Genomic DNA, 24,532 nt, shown 5'->3' with positions numbered 1-24,532 from the left:
ATCGGGGGAGAGGAATTATGACTTACAATCAAATGCCAAAAGCTCAAGGTCTCTACCGTCCTGAATTTGAACATGATGCGTGCGGAATCGGCCTATATGCGCACTTAAAAGGCAAGGCGACACATGACATCGTCAAACAGGGACTGCAGATGCTTTGCCAGCTCGACCACAGAGGAGGCCAAGGCAGTGATCCGGATACGGGAGACGGCGCCGGCTTACTGGTTCAAATCCCTGATGCTTTCTTTAAGAAAGAGTGCAAAGATATCAATCTGCCGGAAAAAGGACGTTACGGGGTAGGAATGGTCTTTTTCTCGCAGAAGGAAGATGAAAGAAAAAAAATCGAAAAGCAAATCAATGCACTGATTGAACAGGAAGGCCAAGTAGTGCTTGGATGGAGAACTGTACCTGTAAATGTCGGAAAAATCGGAACAGTAGCACAAAAAAGCTGTCCTTTTGTCCGTCAAGTATTCATTGGCGCAAGTTCTGACCTGAAGGATGATTTGTCGTTTGAGCGAAAATTGTATGTCATTCGTAAACAGGCTGAAAACTGGGGAGTAACGGAAGGTCTAGATTTTTATTTTGCCAGTCTTTCAAGCCAAACTATTGTTTATAAAGGCCTTTTAACACCTGAACAGGTTGATGCGTTTTATTCCGATCTGCAAGATGAGGCATTCGTATCTGCTTTTGCACTAGTTCATTCACGCTTCAGCACAAATACCTTCCCTACATGGGAAAGGGCACACCCAAACCGCTATTTGGTTCACAATGGTGAGATTAACACCCTTCGAGGAAATATCAACTGGATGAGAGCACGTGAACAGCAATTTGTGTCTGAAAGCTTTGGTGAGGATCTCAATAAAATTCTTCCAATACTGAATGCTGACGGCAGTGACTCTTCCATTTTGGATAACGCATTTGAGTTTTTCGTTATGGCGGGACGCAAGCCGGCACATACGGCGATGATGCTGATTCCTGAGCCATGGACAGAAAATACGCACATGTCTAAAGAAAAAAGAGCGTTCTACGAGTATCACAGTTCATTAATGGAGCCTTGGGACGGTCCGACTGCCATTTCATTTACTGACGGAAAACAAATCGGTGCAATCCTTGACCGTAATGGTTTACGTCCGGCTCGTTATTATGTGACAAAGGATGATTATATTATTTTCTCATCTGAAGTCGGCGTTATTGAAGTTGAACAGGAAAACGTCTTATATAAAAACCGCCTTGAACCAGGAAAAATGCTTTTAATTGACCTAGAAGAAGGCCGCATCATTTCTGATGAAGAAATAAAGACACAAATCGCAACTGAATATCCATACCAAAAATGGCTTGAGGAAGAGCTCGTGCAAGTGAATCCTGATCCGGAAACAAGAGAGGAAGAGCAGTTCGCGGATCTTCTTACGCGTCAGAAAGCGTTTGGATACACATATGAGGATATTCAAAAATATTTAATTCCTGTTATTAAAGAAGGAAAAGATCCTCTCGGCTCAATGGGGAACGATTCGCCGCTTGCTGTTTTGTCTGATCGACCGCAATCGCTGTTTAACTACTTTAAGCAGTTGTTTGCACAGGTTACCAACCCGCCGATTGACGCGATTCGCGAGCAGCTCGTGACTTCAACAATGACCTGGCTCGGAGCAGAAGGCGATCTCCTTCATCCAAATGAACGTAACGTTCGCCGAATCAAGCTGTATACACCCGTGTTATCAAATGAGCAGTTTTATGCACTGAAAACAATCGTCCATCCTGATTTAAGAAGCCAAAAGATTAATGTGCTGTTTTCAGAAGATCTTGAACGCGGGTTAAAAGACATGTTCACCCAAGCTGAGAAAGCAATCAGCCAAGGCGTAAGTCTTTTGATTCTGTCCGATAGAGCAATGAATGAGCAATTAACGCCAATTCCGCCGTTGTTAGCAGTCAGCGCACTGCACCAGCATTTAATCCGAAAAGGATTGCGCACGAAAGTCAGCATTATCGTTGAATCGGGAGAAGCACGTGAAGTTCATCACTTTGCAGCTCTAATCGGCTATGGTGCTGATGCTGTCAATCCTTATCTGGCATATGCGACCTACAAGCAGGAAATTGACGAAGGCCGTTTGGATATCAGCTATGAAGAAGCGGTCAGCAAATATGGAAAAAGCATTACCGAAGGTGTCGTAAAAGTGATGTCAAAGATGGGAATTTCTACTGTACAGAGCTACAGGGGCGCCCAAATCTTTGAAGCGGTAGGAATCAGCCATGACGTAATTGACCGTTATTTTACGGGAACAGCATCACAGCTCGGCGGTATTGACTTAAATACCATTGCGGAAGAGGCGCAGCGCCGCCACCAGGAAGCGTATCAAGATGATTACAGCAAAACGCTTGAACCGGGAAGTGACTTCCAATGGAGAAACGGCGGAGAGCATCACGCGTTTAACCCGAAAACGATTCATACCTTGCAGTGGGCGTGCCGCAGAAATGATTACAATCTGTTTAAACAGTATACGAAAGCGGCAGATGAAGAACGAATCGGATTCCTGCGAAACCTGTTCTCATTTGATGAAGACCGCAAGCCTCTAAAAGTGGAGGAAGTAGAATCTGCTGAATCAATTGTCAAACGTTTTAAAACAGGTGCGATGTCATTTGGATCATTAAGTAAGGAAGCCCACGAAGCATTAGCGATTGCGATGAACCGCTTGGGCGGAAAAAGCAACAGCGGGGAAGGCGGAGAAGATCCAAAACGCTTTGTGCCGGATGAAAACGGCGATGACAGAAGAAGTGCGATCAAACAAATTGCATCCGGACGATTTGGTGTAAAAAGCCATTACTTAGTCAACGCCGATGAGCTGCAGATTAAAATGGCGCAAGGCGCAAAACCGGGAGAAGGCGGACAGCTGCCGGGCAATAAAGTGTATCCTTGGGTTGCCGATGTCCGCGGATCAACACCAGGGGTCGGATTGATTTCACCGCCTCCGCACCATGACATTTATTCAATCGAGGATTTAGCCCAGCTGATTCACGATTTGAAAAATTCGAACCGTGATGCAAGAATCAGCGTGAAGCTGGTCTCGAAAGCGGGTGTCGGAACGATCGCTGCGGGTGTTGCTAAAGCAACTGCAGATGTCATTGTGATCAGCGGTTATGACGGAGGTACAGGTGCTTCACCTAAAACAAGCATTAAACATACAGGGTTACCGTGGGAGCTGGGCCTTGCAGAAGCGCACCAAACCTTAATGCTGAACGGACTCCGTGATCGTGTTGTATTAGAAACAGACGGAAAGCTTATGACAGGCCGGGACGTTGTCATGGCCGCATTGCTCGGCGCCGAAGAATTCGGTTTTGCAACTGCTCCGTTAGTTGTTCTCGGATGTGTTATGATGCGCGCCTGCCATTTGGATACATGTCCTGTCGGGGTAGCGACTCAAAATCCTGAACTTCGCAAAAAGTTCATGGGAGATCCTGATCAAATTGTGAACTACATGCTGTTTATTGCTGAAGAAGTACGTGAATACATGGCTGCATTAGGTTTTAAAACGTTCGATGAAATGATCGGCCGCACTGACGCACTTAACGTGAGTGAGCGGGCAAAGGCGCATTGGAAAGCGAGCCAGCTTGATTTGTCCACACTTCTTTATCAGCCGGAAGGCGTACGGACATTCCAAACACCGCAAAACCATAAAATTGATCAATCGCTCGATATCACAACGATTCTTCCTGCTGTAAAAGATGCCATTGAATCTGGGAAAGAAGCTGATATTTCAGTCGAAATCAATAACACAAACCGTGTAGCAGGCACTGTAACAGGCAGTGAAATTTCGAAACGTTACGGTGAAGAAGGACTTCCGGAAGATACGATTAAGCTGCAATTCACAGGATCAGCCGGCCAAAGCTTTGGAGCGTTCGTTCCTAAAGGCATGACGCTTTATTTAGACGGAGATTCAAATGACTACGTCGGAAAAGGTCTGTCTGGCGGAAAAATCATTGTCAAATCACCGGAAGGATTCAACTCCGCATCACATGAAAATGTGATTATCGGCAACGTGGCATTCTATGGCGCGACGAGCGGAGAAGCATATATTAACGGCCGTGCAGGTGAACGCTTTGCCGTTCGGAACAGCGGTGTGAATGTTGTTGTTGAAGGCATCGGTGATCACGGCTGTGAATACATGACAGGCGGAAGTGTTGTCGTACTGGGTGATGTCGGCAAAAACTTCGCGGCTGGTATGTCCGGCGGAATCGCGTATGTATTGGCCGAAAATGTAAAAGCATTTAAACGCAAATGCAACCTTGAAATGATTTTGTTTGAGTCATTAGAGGATGAGAAAGAAATTCAACAAGTTAAAGCAATGCTTGAACAGCATGCTGCGTATACAAACAGCCAAAAAGCTGCAGACCTGCTTGAACAGTGGGAAGACAGTGTGAAAAAATTCATTAAAGTGATTCCGAAAAACTATAAACAAATGCTTGCGAGCATCGAAGAGCAAAAAGCTGCGGGCTTATCTGAGGAAGAAGCCGTTATGTATGCGTTTGAAGCCAATACGAAACCAAAGCAGAAAATAGCGCCGGCGGGACAAAAACAAGCGGTAGTGCAGTAAGGAAGGGGAGAGGAACATGGGGAAACCAACTGGATTTATGGAAATCAAACGAGAAAAACCAGCTGAGCGAGACCCTCTCACTCGCTTAAAGGACTGGAAGGAATATTCTGCTCCTTTTTCAGAAGAAGCGTCGAAACGGCAGGGGGCGCGGTGTATGGATTGCGGTACACCGTTTTGCCAGATCGGTGCTGACATTAACGGATTTACATCCGGCTGTCCGATTTACAACTTAATTCCTGAATGGAACGACCTTGTCTACAGAGGCAGATGGAAAGAAGCATTAGAAAGGCTTTTAAAAACAAACAACTTTCCTGAATTCACAGGGCGGGTTTGTCCCGCTCCTTGTGAAGGCTCATGTACACTAGCGATTTCCGATCCGGCCGTATCGATTAAAAATATTGAACGGACCATTATCGATAAAGGGTTTGAGAATGGCTGGATTCAGCCTAGAATTCCGAAAAAACGAACAGGCAAAAAAGTTGCCGTCGTTGGGTCGGGCCCAGCCGGACTGGCGAGTGCTGACCAGCTGAACCAGGCTGGACATTCTGTCACTGTATTTGAACGCGCAGACAGAGCGGGCGGACTTTTAACTTACGGCATTCCAAACATGAAACTTGAAAAAGGAATTGTCGACCGCCGCATTAAGTTGCTGACGCAAGAAGGAATCGATTTTGTTACAAATACGGAAATTGGCGTTGATATAACGGCTGATGAGCTGAAAGAGCAATTTGATGCCGTGATCCTTTGCACAGGAGCTCAAAAACAGCGCGATCTATTGATTGAGGGTCGCGAATCAAAAGGTGTTCACTACGCGATGGATTACTTGACGCTTGCTACAAAAAGCTACTTAGATTCTAACTTTAAAGACAAGCGATTCATTGATGCGAAGGGGAAGGATGTTATCGTGATCGGAGGCGGGGACACAGGAGCTGACTGTGTGGCTACCGCTTTGCGCCAAAAAGCCAAAAGCGTGCACCAATTCGGCAAACACCCGAAACTACCTCCAGCTCGCACGAATGATAATATGTGGCCTGAACAGCCGCACGTCTTTACGCTTGAATATGCGTATGAAGAAGCAGAAGCAAAATTCGGAAGAGATCCGAGAGAATATTCGATCCAAACAAAAAAATTGGTTGCCGATAAAAACGGCAAATTGAAAGAGCTCCATACGATTCAAATGGAGAAAGTGAAAAATGAGCATGGAAAATACGAGTTCCGTGAACTGCCTGGAACTGAAAAAGTATGGCCTGCTCAGCTCGTCTTTATCGCTATCGGCTTTGAAGGCACAGAACAGCCGCTTTTAAAACAATTCGGTGTTGATTCTAATAACAACAAAATCAGCGCAGCATATGGGGAGTATAAAACAAATATCGATGGTGTTTTCGCCGCAGGGGATGCAAGAAGAGGGCAAAGTTTAATCGTATGGGCGATTAATGAAGGCCGTGAAGTGGCGCGTGAAGTTGATCGGTATTTGATGGGGAGTTCCGTTCTGCCGTAAATAAAGGGGATTATATAAAAAAAGAAACCGGACTGTTTGTCAGCCGGTTTCTTTTTTAATCTATTGTGATCCCGATGTTCCCAAATTGGCTGCCTTCCTGCATTCTGGTATATGCTTCATATGCTTGTTCTATAGGATATGTCCGGTCAAGCACGGGCCGAAGTTTATATTTTTCCATAAAATGCAGCATTTCATGAAATTCATCACTGCTTCCCATTGACGTTCCCAATATATTGATTTGCGGAAAGAATAAAGAACGCAGTGGAAAACTGAGATTATCACCCGAACTTGCACCAAAGCTGACAATACGGCCGTTCGGTTTCACATGATCAAAGTATTCTGAAAAGAGGGCCGGCCCTATGCTGTCGAGAATGACATCAGCTTTTTGTCCTTGAAGATGTTCAGACCAATTGCTGTAACTGTCAAAAGCATGGTCAGCTCCTAATTGTATTGCTCTTTTTCTTTTCTCCTGGCTTCGAGAAGTCACGCTTACAGTTGCTCCAATTGCTTTAGCCATTAATAGCGCGTAGGTTGCAACGCCGCTTCCAATTCCGGGTATCAAAATATGCTCGCTTTTTTTTAATTGGGCCTTTGTAAAAAGTGCTCGATATGCGGTCAGAGCTGATAATGGCAAAACGCCTGCTTCCTCCCAGGATAGATAAGAAGGTTTTTTCACTGCGTTTTTTGAAGGAATGATCACATATTCAGCAAGTGTTCCGTTTGAAGGGCCTCCCAAAATATTCGGAACAGGAGGTACATCATCTGTTCCTTCCCAATTCAATGTCGGTAAAATCACCACTTCTGTATGAACAGCCAGATCATTTACACCCTCACCGACCGCTTCAATCATGCCAGCACCGTCAGAGCCCAGAATAAACTCAGGATCTTGTTCGGTTTTATTTTTCATGAGAAACAGGTCCCGATGATTTAATCCTGCCGTTTTCAACTTTACTTTCACTTCTCCGTATCCGGGATTTTGAGAAGGGATGTCCTGATACACTAACCCCCGAAGTCCGCTTTTTCCGTTATGAACAACCGCTTTCATGCCGTCTGCCTCCTAATTCCCTCGTAATCTATGACCTTCACATATTTTACACAGCGGTTTTCTTCAAGTAAAATGAACAAAAATGATTGTCGGTATCACTTTTAATCATTGCAAGAAGGTGACAGCGTGTGGAAAGTGGAGAATTAAAGATATTCCGGGCTGTTGCCCGTGAAGGAAGTATATCAAAAGCAGCCCGGCAGCTGAATTATGTTCAATCTAATGTAACAGCAAGAATCCATAAGCTTGAAACAGATCTGAATATCAAGTTATTTCACCGGACAAATCGTGGAATGAAGTTAACGGCTGCGGGGGAAAACCTATTACAATACGCAGATCAAGTGTTATCATTATTAGACGAAGCTGAGAAATCAGCACAATTAAATCAGCATCCGAAAGGGCCATTACGGCTTGGAGCATTGGAAACAACAGCGGTCACTCACCTGCCTGAACATGCAGCTTCATTCCTCAGACGTTTTCCTGAAGTTGATTTATCAGTGAACACAGGTGATACGCACAGTTTGGTTCGGCAAGTTCTAGATCATAAGGTGGATGGCGCTTTTGTGTACGGTCCTGTTGAATACACGGATATCAAACAAATTCCTGTTTCCCGTGAGGAATTGGTGTTAATATCACCGGAGGAAGGGGCGATAGAGGACATGCTTCGGCTGCCAATGCTCTTTTTTGGAACCGGCTGCTCTCATCGCGATAGAGTCAAAAGATTACTAGAGGAAGCAGGTATTCAACAGCAAAAAATCATAGAATTTGGCACATTGGAAGCCGTTATCAGAGGTGTTTCCGCTGGTTTGGGAACGGCGCTGCTGCCAAAGTCGGCCATTACCTGCTCAGCCTATCGCCAAAGGGTGTACGTTCACCAGCTTCCCGCATCATATCAGGATATGACGATCGTGTTTATTTACAGAAAAGACTTTTTTATGACCAGTGCGTTTCAGAAGTTTATTGCAGAATTGAATGAGACAGAATTTATTCCATCAGTCTAATCAAAAAGAGAAGATTCAGAGGGAAGCTTGGATAGATTTTTGTTTTCGTAAGCTGGAGACTATTTTCAGTAAAAGCTTTAAGGACTTTGAATTGATTTGTTGTCTGGCACATGTCTGGATGTTATATTGAACGGTATTCGTACCTTAAAGAGTTTGCGAGGACCGCGAGCATGATTAATCGTCCATAGAAAAAAACTGTACTCGGCAAAAATGAGTACAGTTTTTCTTTTTTATTTATGCTTTAAATTAATTCCAATCGCTGCACCGTTTCTGCTTGAATCGGCTACTCCTTTGAAGGTGCCGTTTTCACGGTCGATAAAAATGCTTTGCACGTTTCCAATGTCCACTGGACTTGTGCCGAATTTATGGCCCATGTCTTTTAATTTGCTGAGTGCATCCTCTGGAACTCCGCCTTCGTATCTGTAGGAGCTCATACTGTTTGTGTAAATTCTCGGCTCTTCAACCGCTGCTTTTAATTCCATTCCATATTCGATATTAAAGAGGATGGTTTGCAGCACGGAAGAAATAATCGTTGCCCCTCCAGGAGATCCGACGGTGAGAACTGGTTTGTCATCTTTAAACAAAATCGTCGGAGTCATGCTGCTTAAAGGCCGCTTGTTCGGCTGAACTTCGTTGGCTCCGCCTGGAACCGCATCAAAATCTGTTAGTTCATTGTTTAAAATGACCCCGTAATCAGGAACCATAATGCCTGTTCCAAACAGCTGTTCAATTGTTGTGGTATAGGAAACAACATTGCCCCAGCGGTCCGCGACGGTAAAGTGTGTCGTTTGGCCGTCTACTTTATCACTCGGCTGTTCGACTTGCTTATAGTTTGCGGTTCCTTCTTCGTATTTCCAAGGATCACCGGCTTTTGGTTTTTTGTTGACTTCATCTAAACTGATTAATTGCTGGCGCTCTTTTATATAGTCGGGGTGAAGCAAACCTTTGAGAGGAACATTTACAAATTCGGGATCGCCTGCATAAGCCGCACGGTCAGCGTAAGACAAATGCATGGTTTCAGCGAGCAGATGGTATTTTTCCCATGAGCGGATATCATATTGTGAAAGGTTAAAATCATCGAGAATGTTCAGCATTTGCAGTAAGAAAACGCCGCCAGAGCTTGGAGGAGGAGTCGTTGCAATTTGATAGCCTTGATATTCCCCCCAAATCGGTTCGTCAATTGTAATATCATAATTTTCTAAATCTTTTTTGGTCATTGATCCACCGAAATCCTGAACCGTATCAGAAAGCGCTTTGGCAAATTTGCCTTCATAAAAAGCGTCTATGCCTTTCGAACGAATGAGCTTAAAGGTTTTGGCCAAATCTTTTTGAATGAGAGTATCACCTTCTTTAAGCGGCTCGCCATTCGGCAGAAATACATCCTTTGCGGCAGTCCGTGATAATTTTTCCTGATAATCAGAAATCGCATTTGCTAACACTGAATCAATCGGAAAGCCTTTATCAGCGAGTTTAATAGAGGGGGAAATTAATTGTTTCATCGAACGGGTTCCCCATTTATCCAAAGCTTTTTCCAGCCCTTTCAGAGTACCCGGAACACCAACGGCAGTACCTTTTGTGACACGTTCAGAGAAAGGTATCGCTTTGCCGTTTTCATCGAGAAACATATCCGGAGTTGCGCCTGCGGGAGCGCGTTCGCGGCTATCGATGATCGTCGTATCTTTTGTTTTTCCGTCATACACCATCATAAAACCGCCGCCGCCAATGCCTGACATCATCGGTTCTGTGACATTAAGCGCAAACTGAATGGCAACCGCCGCGTCAATGGCATTTCCGCCTTTTTTCAAGACGTCAGCCCCGATCTCTGAAGCGAGAGGATGCGCAGTTGCAACCATTCCGTCTTTGCCTACATCTACTTGCTTGTACTCGTCATAGCCTTTGGGCGGCTTTTTAGCTTCCGCGTGAAATGGAGCACTTCCAGCGACTAACAGAACACTAAGCAGGGCTGCTAAACAGACGTTCCATGTTTTTTTCATGTTCTCCCTCCTATTAAGCTGTTATGTTACAATCTTAGCGTAAAAAAAATACAGCGGTTTCACAAGTGACAAATGGTATATTATCTATAGCATTCAGCCATATTTCTGTGTGAAATTGATTATATTGGGGTGAGTCATGTGCTATAGTAGAACCATCGATTGGATCATTGAAACAGAAAGGACCCCCACTATGTATCTAACCATTAAAGAAACAGCAGAATATACAAATCTTTCAGAGGATTATATTAAAAATTTGGTACTCGAAGGGAAAATTCGCGCCGTGCATGACGGTGATCAATTTTTAATTTATAAAGGACAATTCAAAACACATCTTGAACAGCTGGAAAATTATAAAGCGCTCGTGCAGGAAATATTAAATGAGCCGATTCCGGAAGATGTCGATGTGAAGGATGAAGACTAGGACGCAATTTCAAATTGTGTCTTTTTTTGTATATTTTTTTAAGAGCATCTCAAAAAGCGAAGCCTCAGATTCCGTTTTAAGCACTTCTCTGGGGTGGGCTAGAGTAATTTGTCTCAATGATCGGAAAAGCTTCATATAAGGCTGAAAACACCTTTTAAGAGGATAGGGTGTTTCAAGAGATCTTCTTCCCACTTATGTAACACTATGTATATTATGTTACATAAATGCCTCCGGACTTTGACATTCAACGTTTTTCCGATATAATAGTAACATAGACCTCAAAACGTTACATAACGGTTTTTAAGGAGTTTTTTGATGCATATTGTACAGCCGATCCGCAGTTTAGAGAAAATCCAAGATGTAAAACAGTATTTACGCAGCAAAAACAAGCGTGATTATTTTTTGTTTATTTTCGGCATTAACAGCGCGCTCCGAATTTCTGATATTTTGCCGCTTCAAGTGAAAGACGTCAGAAATAAAGATCATTTATGGGCGACTGAAAGCAAAACTAAAAAGAAAAGGAAGGTGCTCATTTTAGAATCTTTAAAAGCAGAAATACACGAGTATACGAAAGATATGAAAGAAAATGAATACCTATTTAAATCTGTCCGAACCAGAAAGCCAATTTCACGCATTCAGGCATACAGAATTTTAAGAGAGGCAGCCGAAGTGTGCGGACTTGAGGAAATAGGGACCCATACGCTCCGGAAAACATTTGGCTATCACTTCTACCAGCGGACAAAAGATATCGCTGAATTGCAGAGGATTCTTAATCATTCATCACCTTCAATTACAATGCGTTATATTGGAATCGATGAAGATACAACAAGAGCTGCTTATAAGGTATTTGGAGGGCTGTAAATCAAATGGCTTGAAAATCGTGACAATCGGAGCTACTATATAGATATTAAAAAAGCTCTAGTAGCACAGCGGATAGTGCAGCAGTTTCCTAAACTGAAGGTCGGGAGTTCGAATCTCTCCTAGAGCGTAATAAAAACAAAAGGGCAATGGTGGTTGATACGTCCATTGTCTTTTTTATTCTCAATATAAAAAACGCCCGGAAAACGGGCGTTTTTTCTTATATAACTGCGTCAAAGCGATTTACTTTCCACTTTTTGTTCTCTTTTACAAATGTCACTTTCCGTTTTGCTGAAGGTGATCCGTCCAAAGTAGGAACGGTAAATTCATATGTGACTGTGCCGCCTTTTTTAGAAATGAGTTTAGCGGTTGATTTTTTCCAATTTAAGAGGTTGTCTCCGTCACCGATCGGAACAGCCAGTTTTCCTTTTGAGACAGTGAAATGATAGTCTTTAAAGCCTTTTTCAATCGCTGATTTTGAGAAAATAGGTGTTAAGTAATTCACAGCTTTTTCTTTTGTGCCAAGGTCACTGCACATGTATACGTACTGAAGATTTTGATGCTCAAATGTGCCTGATGGGCAAACTGCTTTCTTCGCTTTTGGATTGTGTCCGCTCATTGTATTCCAAAAATGCTCTCTAGCTGTTAGGGCCAGCTGCAATGCTTGTTTTTGTGATAAATCCCCGGATGTGTTTTTTGCAAATGCATTTGTGTTTAATGACAGAATAAGTGCAATAGTGGTTAGAAACAGAAGATATTTTTTCAATGTGGCTCTCTCCTTTAAAATCTCTTTCTCTTATGTTACAAATGTTACAATAGTTACGTTTAGATTACAACACTTTTGCATAAATTATTTTTTTATTCTTTCATCTCACCAAAAGACTATGCTGTATCGTGCTAGCTTATTCTTGATGCTTCAAAATGTGTAAAAATAGGAGATTCGGGAAGGGTTTCATAAGTACTGTGGTGAATAGTTACATGTTGCGTGTCGTGTTCATTTCAAAAGAAACGGGAGCACGTTAGTGAAACGAGTTTAAATAAAGGAGTCATTACATATGGAAACATTACAAGAAAATCCCGTATCTAAGAAGAAGAGCAATCCATCTGTTTGGCGGTCCATGTCACTATTTTTAGTGCCGCTCCTTCTGAGCAATGTGCTGCAATCAGTCGGCCAGTTAGTCGGGATGGTCGCTGTGGGCAGATGGCTTGGTGTAGATGCGCTTGCAGCTGTCTCATCCTTTTTCCCGCTGTTTTTTCTTCTCATTTCATTTACGATCGGCATCGGTTCCGGCAGTTCCATTCTTATCGGGCAAGCCTATGGGGCAAAAAATGAGGAACGGTTAAAGGCCGTTGTCGGAACAACACTGACATTCACCTTTTTATTAGGAATTGTGTTAGCTGTGATCGGCAGTATATTCACCTTAGATATTCTGCGTCTCATGGGAACCCCGGAAAATGTAATTGATGTAAGTGTTAGGTATGCGCGTATCTTATTTTACGCAATGCCATTTATGTTTTTATATTTTGCCTATACCACATTCTTGCGGGGAACAGGCGATTCTAAGACACCGTTTTATACATTGATTGTAAGCACAGTCATCAATATAGCACTTTTACCGATCTTCATTCTCGGCATGTTTGGTTTGCCGAAGCTGGGCATTTACGGCTCTGCTTACGCAACCGTTATTTCTACAATTGTGACCTTTATCGTATTATTGGTGTATCTGCGGAAAACGAAACATCCGCTGCAATTTGATAAGACAGTGCGGCGTTATTTGAAGATGGATAAGGAACTGCTGGCGCTTCTGCTGCGTCTTGGAATTCCGTCAAGCATCAACATGATTCTCGTGTCACTATCGGAAATAGCGGTCATTTCATTCGTCAATCATTATGGCTCTGATGCGACAGCAGCATATGGCGTGGTCAACCAGGTAGCCAGCTATGTGCAAATGCCGGCTGTCAGTCTGGGTATCGCGGTGTCTATTTTCGCTGCTCAATCTATTGGAGCGAATGAGTTTGACCGGTTAAAGCAAGTAATCCGAGTCGGCATTTGGCTGAATTATATCATTGGCGGTGTGTTGATTGTCCTTATCTATCTTTTTGCACATCAGATTTTAGCGTTATTTTTGACCGAGAAAGATACACTTCATATTGCACACAAGCTTTTAATGATTACATTATGGAGCTATTTGCTGTTTGGAAATGCACAAATTATTTCTGCGACGATGCGTGCAAGCGGAACGGTTTTATGGCCGACTCTCATCAGTATTTTTGCCATCTGGGGAATCGAGGTGCCGGTTGCGTTTGTTCTGTCCCACTACACCAAGCTTGAAATACTCGGCGTCTGGGTTGGCTATCCGGCTGCGTTTGCCGTCAGCTTGCTTTTGATTTACGGGTATTATCAATTCATTTGGAAAAAGAAGCAGATTACACGTCTGATTCAATAAACTCCAAAAAAACACTGTTCATTTTGAGCAGTGTTTTTTTGTTTACGTAAAGACTAAAGGGAAAACATAAAATGGAGGAAATATTGCGCACAGAATTGAATGTATTATATAAGCATTGAACTAAGGAGAGGTTGAGTACATATGACAAATTATATTGAAAAGATGACGTATTTAGGAACACCAGCTGTCAAAGCGGGTAATGAGCACTTGGAAATGATAGTTGTGCCTGAGTGGGGAAGCAACGTCATTTCTCTCGTAGACAAAGAAACAAAGCTGCACCTTTTACGTGAACCGGAAACAACCGATAGCTTTCATGACACACCTACACTGTATGGAATCCCTATTTTGTTTCCGCCTAACCGCATAAGTGACGGAACGTTCAGCTTCCGGGGCAGAACCTATCATTTTGATATCAATGAAAAAGATAAACACCATCACCTTCACGGCTTTCTCTATGATAAAAAGTGGGATATCATTATGATGAAACAAACAGATGAAGAAGTGATTATAGAAACTGAAATTGATCTATCGGACATTCCCCATGTGTATAAACAATTTCCGCATCATGCCGTTGTACGGATGAGGTACATGTTAAATGATAACACTCTTCATAAGCATGCAACGATCATGAATAAAGGGGAGGACGCATTTCCTTGGGGGCTTGGTTACCATACGACATTCGTTTTCCCGGAAGAGAGCTCTTTATTTTCTCTCACAGCTGATCAGCAATGGGAATTGGATGAACGTTTATTGCCGACCGGACAGCTGGTAGATATACCGAATCAGGAAGCTTTACACGAAGGAATGCTCTTGCGGCAGCAGCTTGATGATGTCTATTTATCTTCTTATCAGAAGAGAGGGGGAGAAAATCAGGCTGTCATTTACCATCAGCATGTACATCTCAATATGATCTACAAGGCGGATGAACAATTTAAGCATTGGGTTGTGTATAATGCTGATGGAACACAAGGGTATTTGTGCCCAGAGCCTTATACATGGGTGACAAACGCAGTTAACCTTGATCTCCCTTCGTCACTCACTGGCCTACAAGTGTTAGAGCCCGGTGAAGAGACGACAGTCAAAAGCAGCATCACGATTGAACGTAATCATCAATAGCCAATCAGGAGAGGCGGGATAAGAAAATGGGTAAAAGCATAAAGCTTTATTTTGTGATATTGCTGCTTTTCACCTTTGCTTCCGTTCCATATATGCACCATGCTGCACAAGCGGCTGAAAAACAGGATACACTTGCCGGGCAGATTGAAAACATTTTAGCCAATGAACCTGCTTTAAAAGGCGCAACGGCCGGCATTACCATCCGTTCTGCCGAAACAGGCGACGTCATATACGAGCATTTAGGGGATGTCCGGATGAGACCCGCCTCTTCTCTAAAGCTTTTTACAGCCGCCGCGGCACTTTCTGTTCTCGGTGAGGATTATTCTTTCACGACAGAAGTGCGGACAGACGGCCGCCTCAAAGGTCAAAAACTGAATGGCAACCTTTATCTGAAAGGAAAAGGAGATCCAACACTTTTACCATCGGATTTTGATCAAATGGCCGAAAAGCTGAAAAAATCCGGTATTAAGGTCATTAAAGGCAATCTTATCGGCGATGACTCATGGTATGATCATATCCGCTATTCGCCAGATTTGCCATGGAGCGATGAATACACTTATTACGGCGCCCAAATTTCAGCACTGACAGCGTCTCCAAATGAGGACTATGATGCAGGCACTGTGATAGTAGAAGCAAGTCCGGGAAAGAAAGAAGGACAAAAGCCAGCAATATCAATTTCACCAAAAACGGATTATGTAGCAATTGAGAATGAGGCGAAAACAGTTGAGGCGGGAAAAAAGAAAGAGCTTTCTATCGAAAGAGAACACGGAACCAATACTATTTCGATTAAAGGGAGCATACCAGTTGATGCAAGCAAGACAAAAGAGTGGATTTCCGTCTGGGAGCCGACAGGATATGCTTTAGATTTATTTAAGCAAGCCCTCAAAAAACAAGGCATTACAGTAAAAGGGAAAATCATAATGGGCACAGCGCCCGACTCTTCTGCCGTACTGGCCACTCATTACTCAATGCCTTTGTCAAAGCTATTTCTTCCATTTATGAAATTAAGCAATAACGGACATGCCGAGGTACTTGTCAAAGAGATGGGGAAAGTGGAAAAAGGAGAGGGCAGCTGGGAAAAGGGTCTTGAAGTGCTAAACAGTACGCTTCCGAATTTCAGCGTTGATCCCAAAACACTTATTTTGAGAGACGGTTCCGGGGTTTCTCATATCGATGCCGTATCATCAAACCAAATCACAAAGCTGTTATATGACATCCAAGGTGAAAAGTGGTTTCAACCTTATCTACATGCTCTGCCGGAAGCGGGCAACAGTGACAGGATGATAGGCGGAACGCTGAGAAACCGCATGAAAGACACCCCAGCACAAGGAAAGATAAAGGCAAAGACCGGATCGTTAAGCACTGTCAGCTCTCTGACTGGCTACGCAGAAACAAAGAGCGGAAAAACGCTGGTTTTCTCTATTCTTCTAAACGGTTTGATTGATGAATCGGATGGAAAAGACATTGAAGATCAAATTGCTGTTATTTTGGCAAATCAATAAAAAACCTGTTTTCCACGAAAACAGGTTTTTTTATATGTTTTTACATTATTCCGTTTATGTATGTGACACTGAGGTGGAGAACGATTTAACATTAGCCATATAAAATCAAAAGAATAAAGAAAAATTCTAGTGATGAAATACTATTAAAAAAAGCTACTTTTATAACTTTACATTCGGAATCCTCTTAAAATTAATCAAGAAAAATAAATAATTAATACTATATTCAAAAAAATGTTATAAAAATTTTATATTTTTTATTGTACTTTAAAAAAATTCGGTTAATATAATGCATATATGGATGATATAGACATATAATTTCTTTTTATTGTAATTATTTCAGTTTCTTATCCTCTTATAATGAGAATTGGAGGGAATTCGTTGAAAGAATATACTTATGGTTTAACTCATGCCCAAAGGAGAGTTTGGTTTACTGAACTGTTAGAGCCTGGTACAAGCATCTGTAATCTGACCGCCTGTGTAAAATTCAGGGGTGATGTTGATCTTGATGCTCTTCAGTTGGCTCTGAACCTTTCAATTTCCCGTAATGATGCAATCAGGTTCCAGCTGACAGAAGGAATTGAATCGGAGTCAGAGCCTCGTCTGTATCTTGCAGAAAACAAAGAATTATCACTTGAAATAATAGATTTTACAAATGCTGAAATGACAGAAACAGAGCAATGGATTCATGATCAAGCCAGAATTCCGTTTACGCTGCTTGACTCGCCTCTGTATCAATTTTATCTCCTTAGAATCCACCGTCATGAGATTTGGCTATATGCGAAATTCCATCACATTATCATGGACGGCATCTCTTTAAATTTGATGGGAAATCAAATTATTGATCTGTATCAAAAAATTAAAAAAGGGGAGCCTATACCCGATCAAAAAGAGCCGTCTTACCTTAGCTACATAGAAAAAGAGAGGCAGTACTTACAATCTTCACGTTTTGAAAAAGACCATTTATTTTGGACGCAAACCTACCAACAGCCGCCGGTGTACCACTCACTAACCGGACAGAGCACTTTACAAAAGCAGAGTACCTCCGCATCGAGAGATACCATCACACTTTCACCTTACCTAGCACATTCCATCCAAGCTTTTTGCGAAGAACAGAAAATCAGTATGATTTCCTTATTTATGGCTTCATTTTACATATGTATCAGCCGCCTCACCTCTAAAACGGACCTTGCAATCGGAACCTACTATGGAAACAGGGGGTCAAAGGCGGAGAAAGAAATGCTTGGCATGTTTGTCAGCTCCCTTCCAATCAGAAAAACGGTTGATTCTGACGCCGATTTTCTTTCCTTTGTGCGCAGTGTCGGCAGAGAACAGCTTTCAGTCATGCGCCATCAAAGATTTCCTTATAATTTGCTGGTGAATGAATTAAGAAAAGAACACAAGGATTTACACAACCTGATCGGTATATCTATGCAGTACCATCCGCTTCAATGGAAAAAAGCGGATGATTTGAACTATGAGACGGCGCTTTATTTCAGCGGATACACCGCGAACGAGCTTTCTGTTCAAATACAGGAGCGGATAGACACTGGAGCCATTCAATTAAATTTCGACTATCAACATATATTATTTTCTCTTGAGGACATTAAACGGATTCAGCACCACCTGCTTACGTTGCTGGAAAACGCGCTTCAAAATCCTCATCGTACTATAAAAGAATTAGATATGGCAGAAAAACGTGAGAAAGAAAAAGTTTTGTATGAATTTAACAGAACGAAAGCTGTTTCGCCTGCAGCTCCGACGCTGCACGGGCTGTTTGAACGTCAGGCGGCTTTGACGCCGGAGCAGACGGCCTTACGCTTTTCTGGCGGCTCGCTGACTTACGCACAGCTTGATATGTACGCCAACAGACTGGCAGCGCGCCTTACGGCGCACGGTGTCACGAAGGAAAGCATTGTCGGTGTTCTAAGCGAACGTTCGCCGGACATGCTAACAGCCGTTCTCGCCGTATTAAAGGCAGGCGGAGCTTATTTGCCTCTTGATCCTGCATATCCAGAGGAGCGGCTGAGCTATATGCTGAAAGACAGCGGGGCAGCCCTTTTACTGACACAGCCGGGATTAAAGGCACCTGATTTTTCGGGGAAGACACTTGAAGTGGATCTGACGGCTCTTGCGAATGAAGAATCCGAATATCACTCTCTTCATCAAGCGGACAGTGATTCTCTCGCCTATGTGATCTATACATCAGGCTCAACTGGACGGCCGAAAGGGGTCGCCGTGGAGCACCGCCAGGCGGTTTCCTTTCTGACCGGCATGCAGATGCAGTTTCCTTTAGAGGAAGACGACATCATTATGATGAAAACGTCTTTTTCCTTTGATGCCTCTGTCTGGCAGCTGTTTTGGTGGACGCTTTCAGGTGCTTCGGCCTATCTGCTTCCGTCCGGCTGGGAGAAAGATCCGGCATTGATGGTAAAAGCCATTCGAGAGGAAAGCATTACAACGGCCCATTTTATTCCGGCCATGCTGAACAGCTTTTTGGACCAAGCGGAAATCGAAGCACCGAGAAGCCTGAAGCGTGTATTCGCCGGAGGTGAACCGCTGGCCCCTCATACGGCAGCCCGTTTCGCTTCTTTGCTGCCCGAGACATCGCTCGTTCACGGCTACGGGCCGACAGAAGCAACTGTTGATGCGGCATTTTACACGTGTGATCCGGAGCTTGACAGGGATCGCTTGCGCCTTCCGATCGGAAAACCTGTGCCTGGCGCGCGTCTGTATGTGTTAGATCCGCATGTAGCCGTACAGCCTGTCGGCGTAGCGGGAGGATTATATATCGCTGGAGCCGGCGTCGCCAGAGGCTACTTGAATCGTCCGGAATTAACAGAAGAACGTTTTCTTGATGATCCATTTTATCCGGGTGAACGCATGTACAAAACGGGTGATTTGGCGCGCTGGCTGTCAGACGGACAGGTGGAATTCCTCGGCCGTCTGGATGACCAGGTGAAAATCCGCGGCTACCGGGTTGAACCGGGAGAAATCGAAGCGATGCTCAGAAGCATAGAAGGCGTGCGGGAAGCGGCTGTAACTGTTCGTACAGAAAGCGGCGAGGCGGAATTATGTGCGTATGCAGAAGGGCTCGGAAGAAACGAAGTGCGCAAGCAGCTTGAGTTAGTGCTTCCAGGCTACATGATTCCTGCTCATATCATTGAGATGGAACAATGGCCGGTTACCCCGAGCGGGAAGCTCGACCGAAAAGCGCTGCCTGCTCCTGACGGAGCGGCAGATCGGGAAATCTACTCGGCGCCGAGAAACCTGACAGAGATGAAGCTCTCCCAGCTGTGGGAGGAAGTGCTGAAAAGCGGCCCTGTCGGCATTCACGACAACTTTTTTGACCGGGGAGGCCATTCCTTAAAAGCCACCGCGCTTGTCTCCCGGATCGCCAAGGAATTCGGCGTCCAGGTGCCGCTGAAGGAGGTATTTGCCCATCCGACGGTAGAAGGTTTGGCTTCTGTCATCAGCGAAGGAACGGAAAGTCCGTATGAAGCCATTAAGCCAGCAGAAAAACGCGAGACCTACCCGGTTTCCTCTGCCCAAAAGCGAATGTATGTGCTCCAGCAGCTGGAGAATGGAGGCACAGGCTACAATATGCCGGCGGCCTTGGAGCTTGAAGGAAAGCTGGATCTTACAAGAATGGATGTCGTATTTAAAAAGCTGATCAAACGCCACGAGTCACTGCGGACGTCCTTTACAACGGACACAGACGGCGAGCCGGTTCAGCGCATCCATGACGAAGTGCCGTTTACATTCCACACCTCTGTGCTTTGCGGACAACCTGAACAGGAGGCCGCGGCAGCGTTTATCCAGCCGTTTGATCTCAGCCAAGCTCCGCTGTTTCGGGCGGGGATCGTCAAGGTATCAGACGAGCGGCATCTATTACTGGTCGATATGCATCACATTATTTCAGATGGTGTTTCGGTCAATACGCTCATTCGGGAATTCGGGGAGCTGTACGCCAATCAGGAGCTTCCGCCGCTCCACATTCAATATAAAGACTATGCCGTATGGCAGGAGGCCTTTAAAAAAGGAGACACGTACAAGACGCAGGAGGCGTACTGGCTGAAGCAGCTCGAAGGTGAGCTGCCTGTACTGGACCTGCCGGCTGATTACGCCCGGCCGCCGGTGCGAAGCTTCGCGGGTGATCAAGTTTCATTTACGCTCGATCAAGAACTCACAGCCGGGCTTCACAAGCTCGCACGGGAGAATGGAAGCACCCTGTACATGGTGCTCCTGGCAGCTTACACAGCGTTATTGGCGCGCTTAAGCGGACAGGAAGACATCATCGTCGGGTCACCTATCGCCGGACGTCCTCACAATGACCTCGAGCCGATACTTGGAATGTTCGTCAACACCCTGGCGCTTCGGGCACGCCCGGAGGGCGGGAAGCCATTTGCGCAATTTTTGCAGGAAGTTCGCGAGACCGCATTGGCAGCTTATGAGCACCAGGATTATCCGTTCGAAGAGCTTGTCGACAAGCTCGGCGTAACGCGGGATATGAGCCGAAACCCAGTGTTTGATACGATGTTTATTCTTCAAAATATGGACAAGCAAGACATTCATCTTGGAGACATAAAAGCCCGGCCTGCAAATGTCATTCATCAAATTTCTGTATTTGACATGACGTTGATTGCAGCTGAATCAGATGGAGTCATCAAATGTGACATGGAATTTAGTACCGACGTATTTATGAGAACGACAATTGAACGCTGGGCGGCTCATTTTACCGAATTTTTACGTGCTGCCACGTCAAATCCTAATACCACTCTCTCACAAGTGAATATACTTAGCGAAAAAGAAAAACAAAAGATTTTGGTAGAACTCAACAAACCTCACGTTGAATGTTCTCAAACTGATACCGTTTTTCATCGCATGTTTGAAAAGAGGGCTGAAGAGACACCGGAGCATATAGCTGTTATTGACGGTGAAAAACAGATCAGCTATCGCCATCTCAACGAAAAAGCCAATCGTCTGGCGCGCACACTGCAAGAAAAAGGAAAAGAGAAGCAGCCGATCGTTGCTGTTTTAGCGGAGCGATCCATTGATGCTATTGTTGGTATTTTAGCCGTTATGAAAGCCGGCGGCGTGTATATTCCGATAGATTCTCATTACCCAAAAGCCCGGATTGAATATCTTCTCAAAGATAGCGGGGCTGAAATTCTTCTTTTACAGAATGAAGTAAAGCATTTGATTTCAGGCTCAGATATAGGTGATATTTCTCGTGTCTGTCTTGATGATGAAAGTTCCTATGAAGCAAAAAGTTGCAATCTTGCTTCGTCTCCTGTCCCGGAGGACTCGGCATATATCATTTATACGTCAGGAACAACCGGTGCGCCTAAAGGCGTTATCGTTACGCACCGAAACTTTGCTCATGCTGTTCTTGCTTGGCGCAGCATATATCAGCTCGATCAAATGCCTGTCAGGCTGCTTCAAATGGCAAGCTTCTCCTTTGATGTCTTTTCAGGAGATTTGGCGAGAACATTGGCCAACGGAGGGACTCTAGTCATTTGCCCTGATGACACAAGGCTTGAGCCTGCTGAATTATATGCATTGATGAACCGCCAGCGTATCACGATCATGGAGTCAACGCCGGCACTCATTGTCCCATTTATGGAATATGTCTACCGCAATCAGCTTAGTCTTTCTGACTTAGGCATCCTTATTTTTGGTTCGGATATGGTGAAAGCTCATGACTTCCAAACAATGGCGGAGCGTTTCGGAGGCAAAATGCGGTTAATCAATAGTTACGGGGTTACAGAGGCCACGATCGATTCAAGCTACTATGAAATGAATATGGGTGAAGAGTATTCGGGAGACAGCGTACCGATCGGCATCCCGCTTCCCAATGTAAAACTGTACGTACTCAGCCAGACTGATCAAATACAGCCGATCGGTATTGCCGGCGAGCTTTGCATCGGCGGAGCCGGCGTTGCCAAGGGCTATCACGGAAAATTTGAATTAACGGATAAGAAATTTACAGAGAATCCATTTGTGCCTGGAGAAAGACTGTATAGAACAGGGGATCTGGCCTGCTGGCTTCCAAACGGCACTCTCAGACTTCTTGGCCGGATAGATCACCAAGTAAAGATAAACGGGTACAGAATCGAAACAGAAGAAATTGAAAGTGTGCTCCTCCAAACAGGACTTGTGAATGAAGCGGTTGTTACGGTTCAAAGTGATACGAATGGACAGGCTCGTTTGGCAGCTTATATTCTGCCTTCAGATGCCGATACAACGGTTCTCCGCGGTGCTCTATCAAAAATGCTGCCGGCATATATGACTCCTGCGCATATCATTCCTTTGGAAAAGATGCCGCTGACATTAAACGGGAAGCTGGACAGAAGAGCTTTACCGGCACCAAATGAAGCTTTCTCGCGGCCGTATACTGCACCGGTCAACGAATTGCAGGGAATGACAGCGCAGATTTGGGAGGACGTGCTGAGCGTGTCTCGAGTTGGCATTCACGACTCCTTTTTTGAGCTTGGAGGAGACTCTATTAAAGCACTGCAAGTGTCTGCCCGGCTGGCAGCTGAAGGCTGGAGCATGACTATACAGGATTTATTCCGCTATCCAACAGTTCATGAGCTGAGCGGCCATATCACACTATTGACATCTCAGGCTGAACAGAGGCCTATCGAAGGTGAAGCGGAACTCACACCGATTCAGAACAGATTTTTCGATCAGCGTCATGCTTTTCGTGATCATTACAACCAATCGGTCATGCTTTTCAGCGAAAAGGGGTTTCATGCCGACGCGCTTCGTCAAGCGCTGCGCAAATTGACTGAGCATCATGACGCGCTGCGCATGGTGTTTACACAGAATCATGCCGGGCGTGTCGTTCAGTACAATCGCGGCATTCAGATCACTGAAAACGAACTGTTCGGATTACACGTGGCAGATTGGACAAAAGAACAGGCAAAAGGCACACTCTTGGAAGAAAAATTTGCTGCTGAGGAAATCGTGCTTCAAAGCAATATGAATGTAAAAGAAGGACCTTTGCTGCAAGCAGGCTTGTTTAAAACGATAGAGGGAGACCATTTGCTGATTACGATCCACCACCTCGCTGTAGATGGCGTTTCTTGGAGGATTCTGCTTGAAGATGTAGCTGCAGCCTACCAACAGTCTTTGGAGCAAACAGAGATCAAACTGCCGCCGAAAAGCGATTCTTATTTATCATATGCCAATGGTCTGGCACAGATAGCCGGAAGCCGGCAATTGTTATCAGAAATAACATATTGGCAAACGACTTTGGATGCTCATAACGTTTTTCTGCCTAAGGACAGGGCTGAATCGGACAGGCATCAAAGCAGTGCTGAAACAGCTGCGTTTGTATTAGCCAGTGACTGGACTAAAAAACTGCTGTTTGAAACGCAGCAAGCCTATGGGACTGATGCCAACGAACTTTTGCTGACTGCCTTAGGAATGGCGCTTTACGAATGGAGCGGACACGAACAAATTGTAATCAGCACTGAGGGCCATGGAAGAGAAGGACATGTTCCGAATATTGATATTTCACGAACAGTAGGCTGGTTCACTTCTATTTATCCTATCCTTCTGGACATGAGTGTACCGCATTCATCCGAAGATCAGCTCGGTTACAGAATCAAAGCGACAAAGGATAGGCTGAGAAGAGTGCCGCATAAGGGAACGGGCTACGGCTTATTAGTCCAAAAGGGAGCCATACAGCATAAAGAGCCTGAGATCAGCTTCAATTATCTTGGACAATTCAGCGAAGATGAGAGTTCGGATTTGTTTCAACTGTCTTCTTATCAGCCTCGTTACGAAATAGCTGGGGAGAGAGAAAGAGAGTACGAGCTCGATATGAATGCTTTGATAACAGATGGGCGTCTGCAAGTCAAAGCAGTTTACACCCGGGTGTTCTACGAAAACACAATTCAGAGTTTGATGGACAGCTTTCACAGTCATCTTATCGAGATCATTGAGCATTGTACAAAGAAAAAAGAACGAGAAAAAACGCTGAGCGATTTCAGCAACAAAGAATTAACGCCATCCGCATTATCTAGCATCGAAAATCTCGTTAAAGGTCTTTAACTTTTGGAAAAG

General features: G+C 44.4%; 12 protein-coding genes and 1 tRNA gene. 10 read left to right on the top strand and 3 right to left on the bottom strand.

Annotation, left to right across the window (positions count from 1 at the left end):
- Positions 1–17 precede the first annotated feature (17 nt).
- Both gltB and gltD read left to right on the top strand, forming a co-directional pair.
- Positions 18–4,580, top strand: coding sequence for a glutamate synthase large subunit (gltB, locus tag HC660_RS09920; RefSeq protein ID WP_168747987.1), 4,563 nt, complete (start codon positions 18–20; stop codon positions 4,578–4,580).
- Positions 4,581–4,596: 16 nt separating this feature from the next.
- A complete protein-coding gene (gene gltD / locus HC660_RS09915) occupies positions 4,597–6,078 on the top strand; it encodes a glutamate synthase small subunit (protein WP_168747986.1) in 1,482 nt (493 codons plus the stop codon).
- Between the two features lie 55 nt (positions 6,079–6,133).
- Here gltD and HC660_RS09910 read toward each other — a convergent pair whose 3' ends face one another.
- A complete protein-coding gene (locus HC660_RS09910) occupies positions 6,134–7,123 on the bottom strand; it encodes a zinc-binding dehydrogenase (RefSeq protein WP_168747985.1) in 990 nt (329 codons plus the stop codon).
- Between the two features lie 128 nt (positions 7,124–7,251).
- Between HC660_RS09910 and yofA the strand changes: the two genes are divergently transcribed.
- On the top strand, positions 7,252–8,121 hold the full coding sequence (yofA, locus tag HC660_RS09905; RefSeq protein ID WP_168747984.1) for a LysR family transcriptional regulator YofA: 870 nt from the start codon (positions 7,252–7,254) through the stop codon (positions 8,119–8,121).
- Positions 8,122–8,351: 230 nt separating this feature from the next.
- Here yofA and ggt read toward each other — a convergent pair whose 3' ends face one another.
- Positions 8,352–10,115 (bottom strand): gamma-glutamyltransferase, encoded by a 1,764-nt coding sequence (gene ggt, locus HC660_RS09900; RefSeq protein WP_168747983.1) that lies wholly within the window; start codon positions 10,113–10,115, stop codon positions 8,352–8,354.
- Between the two features lie 190 nt (positions 10,116–10,305).
- On the opposite strand from ggt, the gene HC660_RS09895 reads away from it, so the two are divergent.
- The 3 genes from HC660_RS09895 to HC660_RS09885 all read left to right on the top strand — a co-directional run bounded on the left by HC660_RS09895 (position 10,306) and on the right by HC660_RS09885 (position 11,524).
- Positions 10,306–10,536, top strand: a complete 231-nt coding sequence (locus tag HC660_RS09895; RefSeq protein WP_168747982.1) for an excisionase family DNA-binding protein — start codon at positions 10,306–10,308, stop codon at positions 10,534–10,536.
- A gap of 315 nt (positions 10,537–10,851) precedes the next feature.
- Positions 10,852–11,397, top strand: coding sequence for a site-specific integrase (locus HC660_RS09890; protein WP_168747981.1), 546 nt, complete (start codon positions 10,852–10,854; stop codon positions 11,395–11,397).
- A 54-nt stretch (positions 11,398–11,451) separates the two neighbouring features.
- Positions 11,452–11,524, top strand: a tRNA-Arg gene (locus HC660_RS09885).
- Positions 11,525–11,614: 90 nt separating this feature from the next.
- On the opposite strand, the gene HC660_RS09880 is transcribed toward HC660_RS09885, so the two are convergent.
- A complete protein-coding gene (locus HC660_RS09880; protein ID WP_168747980.1) occupies positions 11,615–12,160 on the bottom strand; it encodes a DL-endopeptidase inhibitor IseA in 546 nt (181 codons plus the stop codon).
- Between the two features lie 289 nt (positions 12,161–12,449).
- Here HC660_RS09880 and HC660_RS09875 point away from each other — a divergent pair, with 289 nt between their 5' ends.
- The 4 genes from HC660_RS09875 (at position 12,450) to fenC (ending at position 24,520) form a co-directional block, all read left to right on the top strand.
- Positions 12,450–13,841, top strand: coding sequence for an MATE family efflux transporter (locus HC660_RS09875; protein WP_010334460.1), 1,392 nt, complete (start codon positions 12,450–12,452; stop codon positions 13,839–13,841).
- 141 nt (positions 13,842–13,982) lie between these two features.
- Positions 13,983–14,957: an aldose 1-epimerase gene (gene galM, locus HC660_RS09870; protein WP_168747979.1), complete on the top strand. Its 975-nt coding sequence runs from the start codon at positions 13,983–13,985 to the stop codon at positions 14,955–14,957.
- Positions 14,958–14,983: 26 nt separating this feature from the next.
- Complete coding sequence (gene dacB, locus HC660_RS09865) at positions 14,984–16,459, top strand: D-alanyl-D-alanine carboxypeptidase/D-alanyl-D-alanine endopeptidase (RefSeq protein ID WP_168747978.1); 1,476 nt, start codon at positions 14,984–14,986, stop codon at positions 16,457–16,459.
- A 378-nt stretch (positions 16,460–16,837) separates the two neighbouring features.
- A complete protein-coding gene (fenC, locus tag HC660_RS09860) occupies positions 16,838–24,520 on the top strand; it encodes a fengycin non-ribosomal peptide synthetase FenC (RefSeq protein WP_168747977.1) in 7,683 nt (2,560 codons plus the stop codon).
- Positions 24,521–24,532 lie beyond the last annotated feature (12 nt).

This window comes from Bacillus mojavensis (assembly GCF_012648005.1).
Classification (GTDB): Bacteria; Bacillota; Bacilli; order Bacillales; family Bacillaceae; genus Bacillus; species Bacillus mojavensis.
The sequence above is the reverse complement of the archived record's forward strand: the minus strand, read 5'-3'. Positions and strand labels throughout refer to the sequence as shown.

Bases quoted from the DNA above. Each gene is read 5' to 3' on its own strand.
- HC660_RS09895 (WP_168747982.1), top strand. From the start codon at position 10,306: ATGTATCTAACCATTAAAGAAACAGCAGAATATACAAATCTTTCAGAG.
- galM (WP_168747979.1), top strand. From the start codon at position 13,983: ATGACAAATTATATTGAAAAGATGACGTATTTAGGAACACCAGCTGTC.
- gltD (WP_168747986.1), top strand. From the start codon at position 4,597: ATGGGGAAACCAACTGGATTTATGGAAATCAAACGAGAAAAACCAGCT.
- HC660_RS09910 (WP_168747985.1), bottom strand. From the start codon at position 7,123: ATGAAAGCGGTTGTTCATAACGGAAAAAGCGGACTTCGGGGGTTAGTG.
- ggt (WP_168747983.1), bottom strand. From the start codon at position 10,115: ATGAAAAAAACATGGAACGTCTGTTTAGCAGCCCTGCTTAGTGTTCTG.
- dacB (WP_168747978.1), top strand. From the start codon at position 14,984: ATGGGTAAAAGCATAAAGCTTTATTTTGTGATATTGCTGCTTTTCACC.
- HC660_RS09875 (WP_010334460.1), top strand. From the start codon at position 12,450: ATGGAAACATTACAAGAAAATCCCGTATCTAAGAAGAAGAGCAATCCA.
- HC660_RS09890 (WP_168747981.1), top strand. From the start codon at position 10,852: ATGCATATTGTACAGCCGATCCGCAGTTTAGAGAAAATCCAAGATGTA.
- gltB (WP_168747987.1), top strand. From the start codon at position 18: ATGACTTACAATCAAATGCCAAAAGCTCAAGGTCTCTACCGTCCTGAA.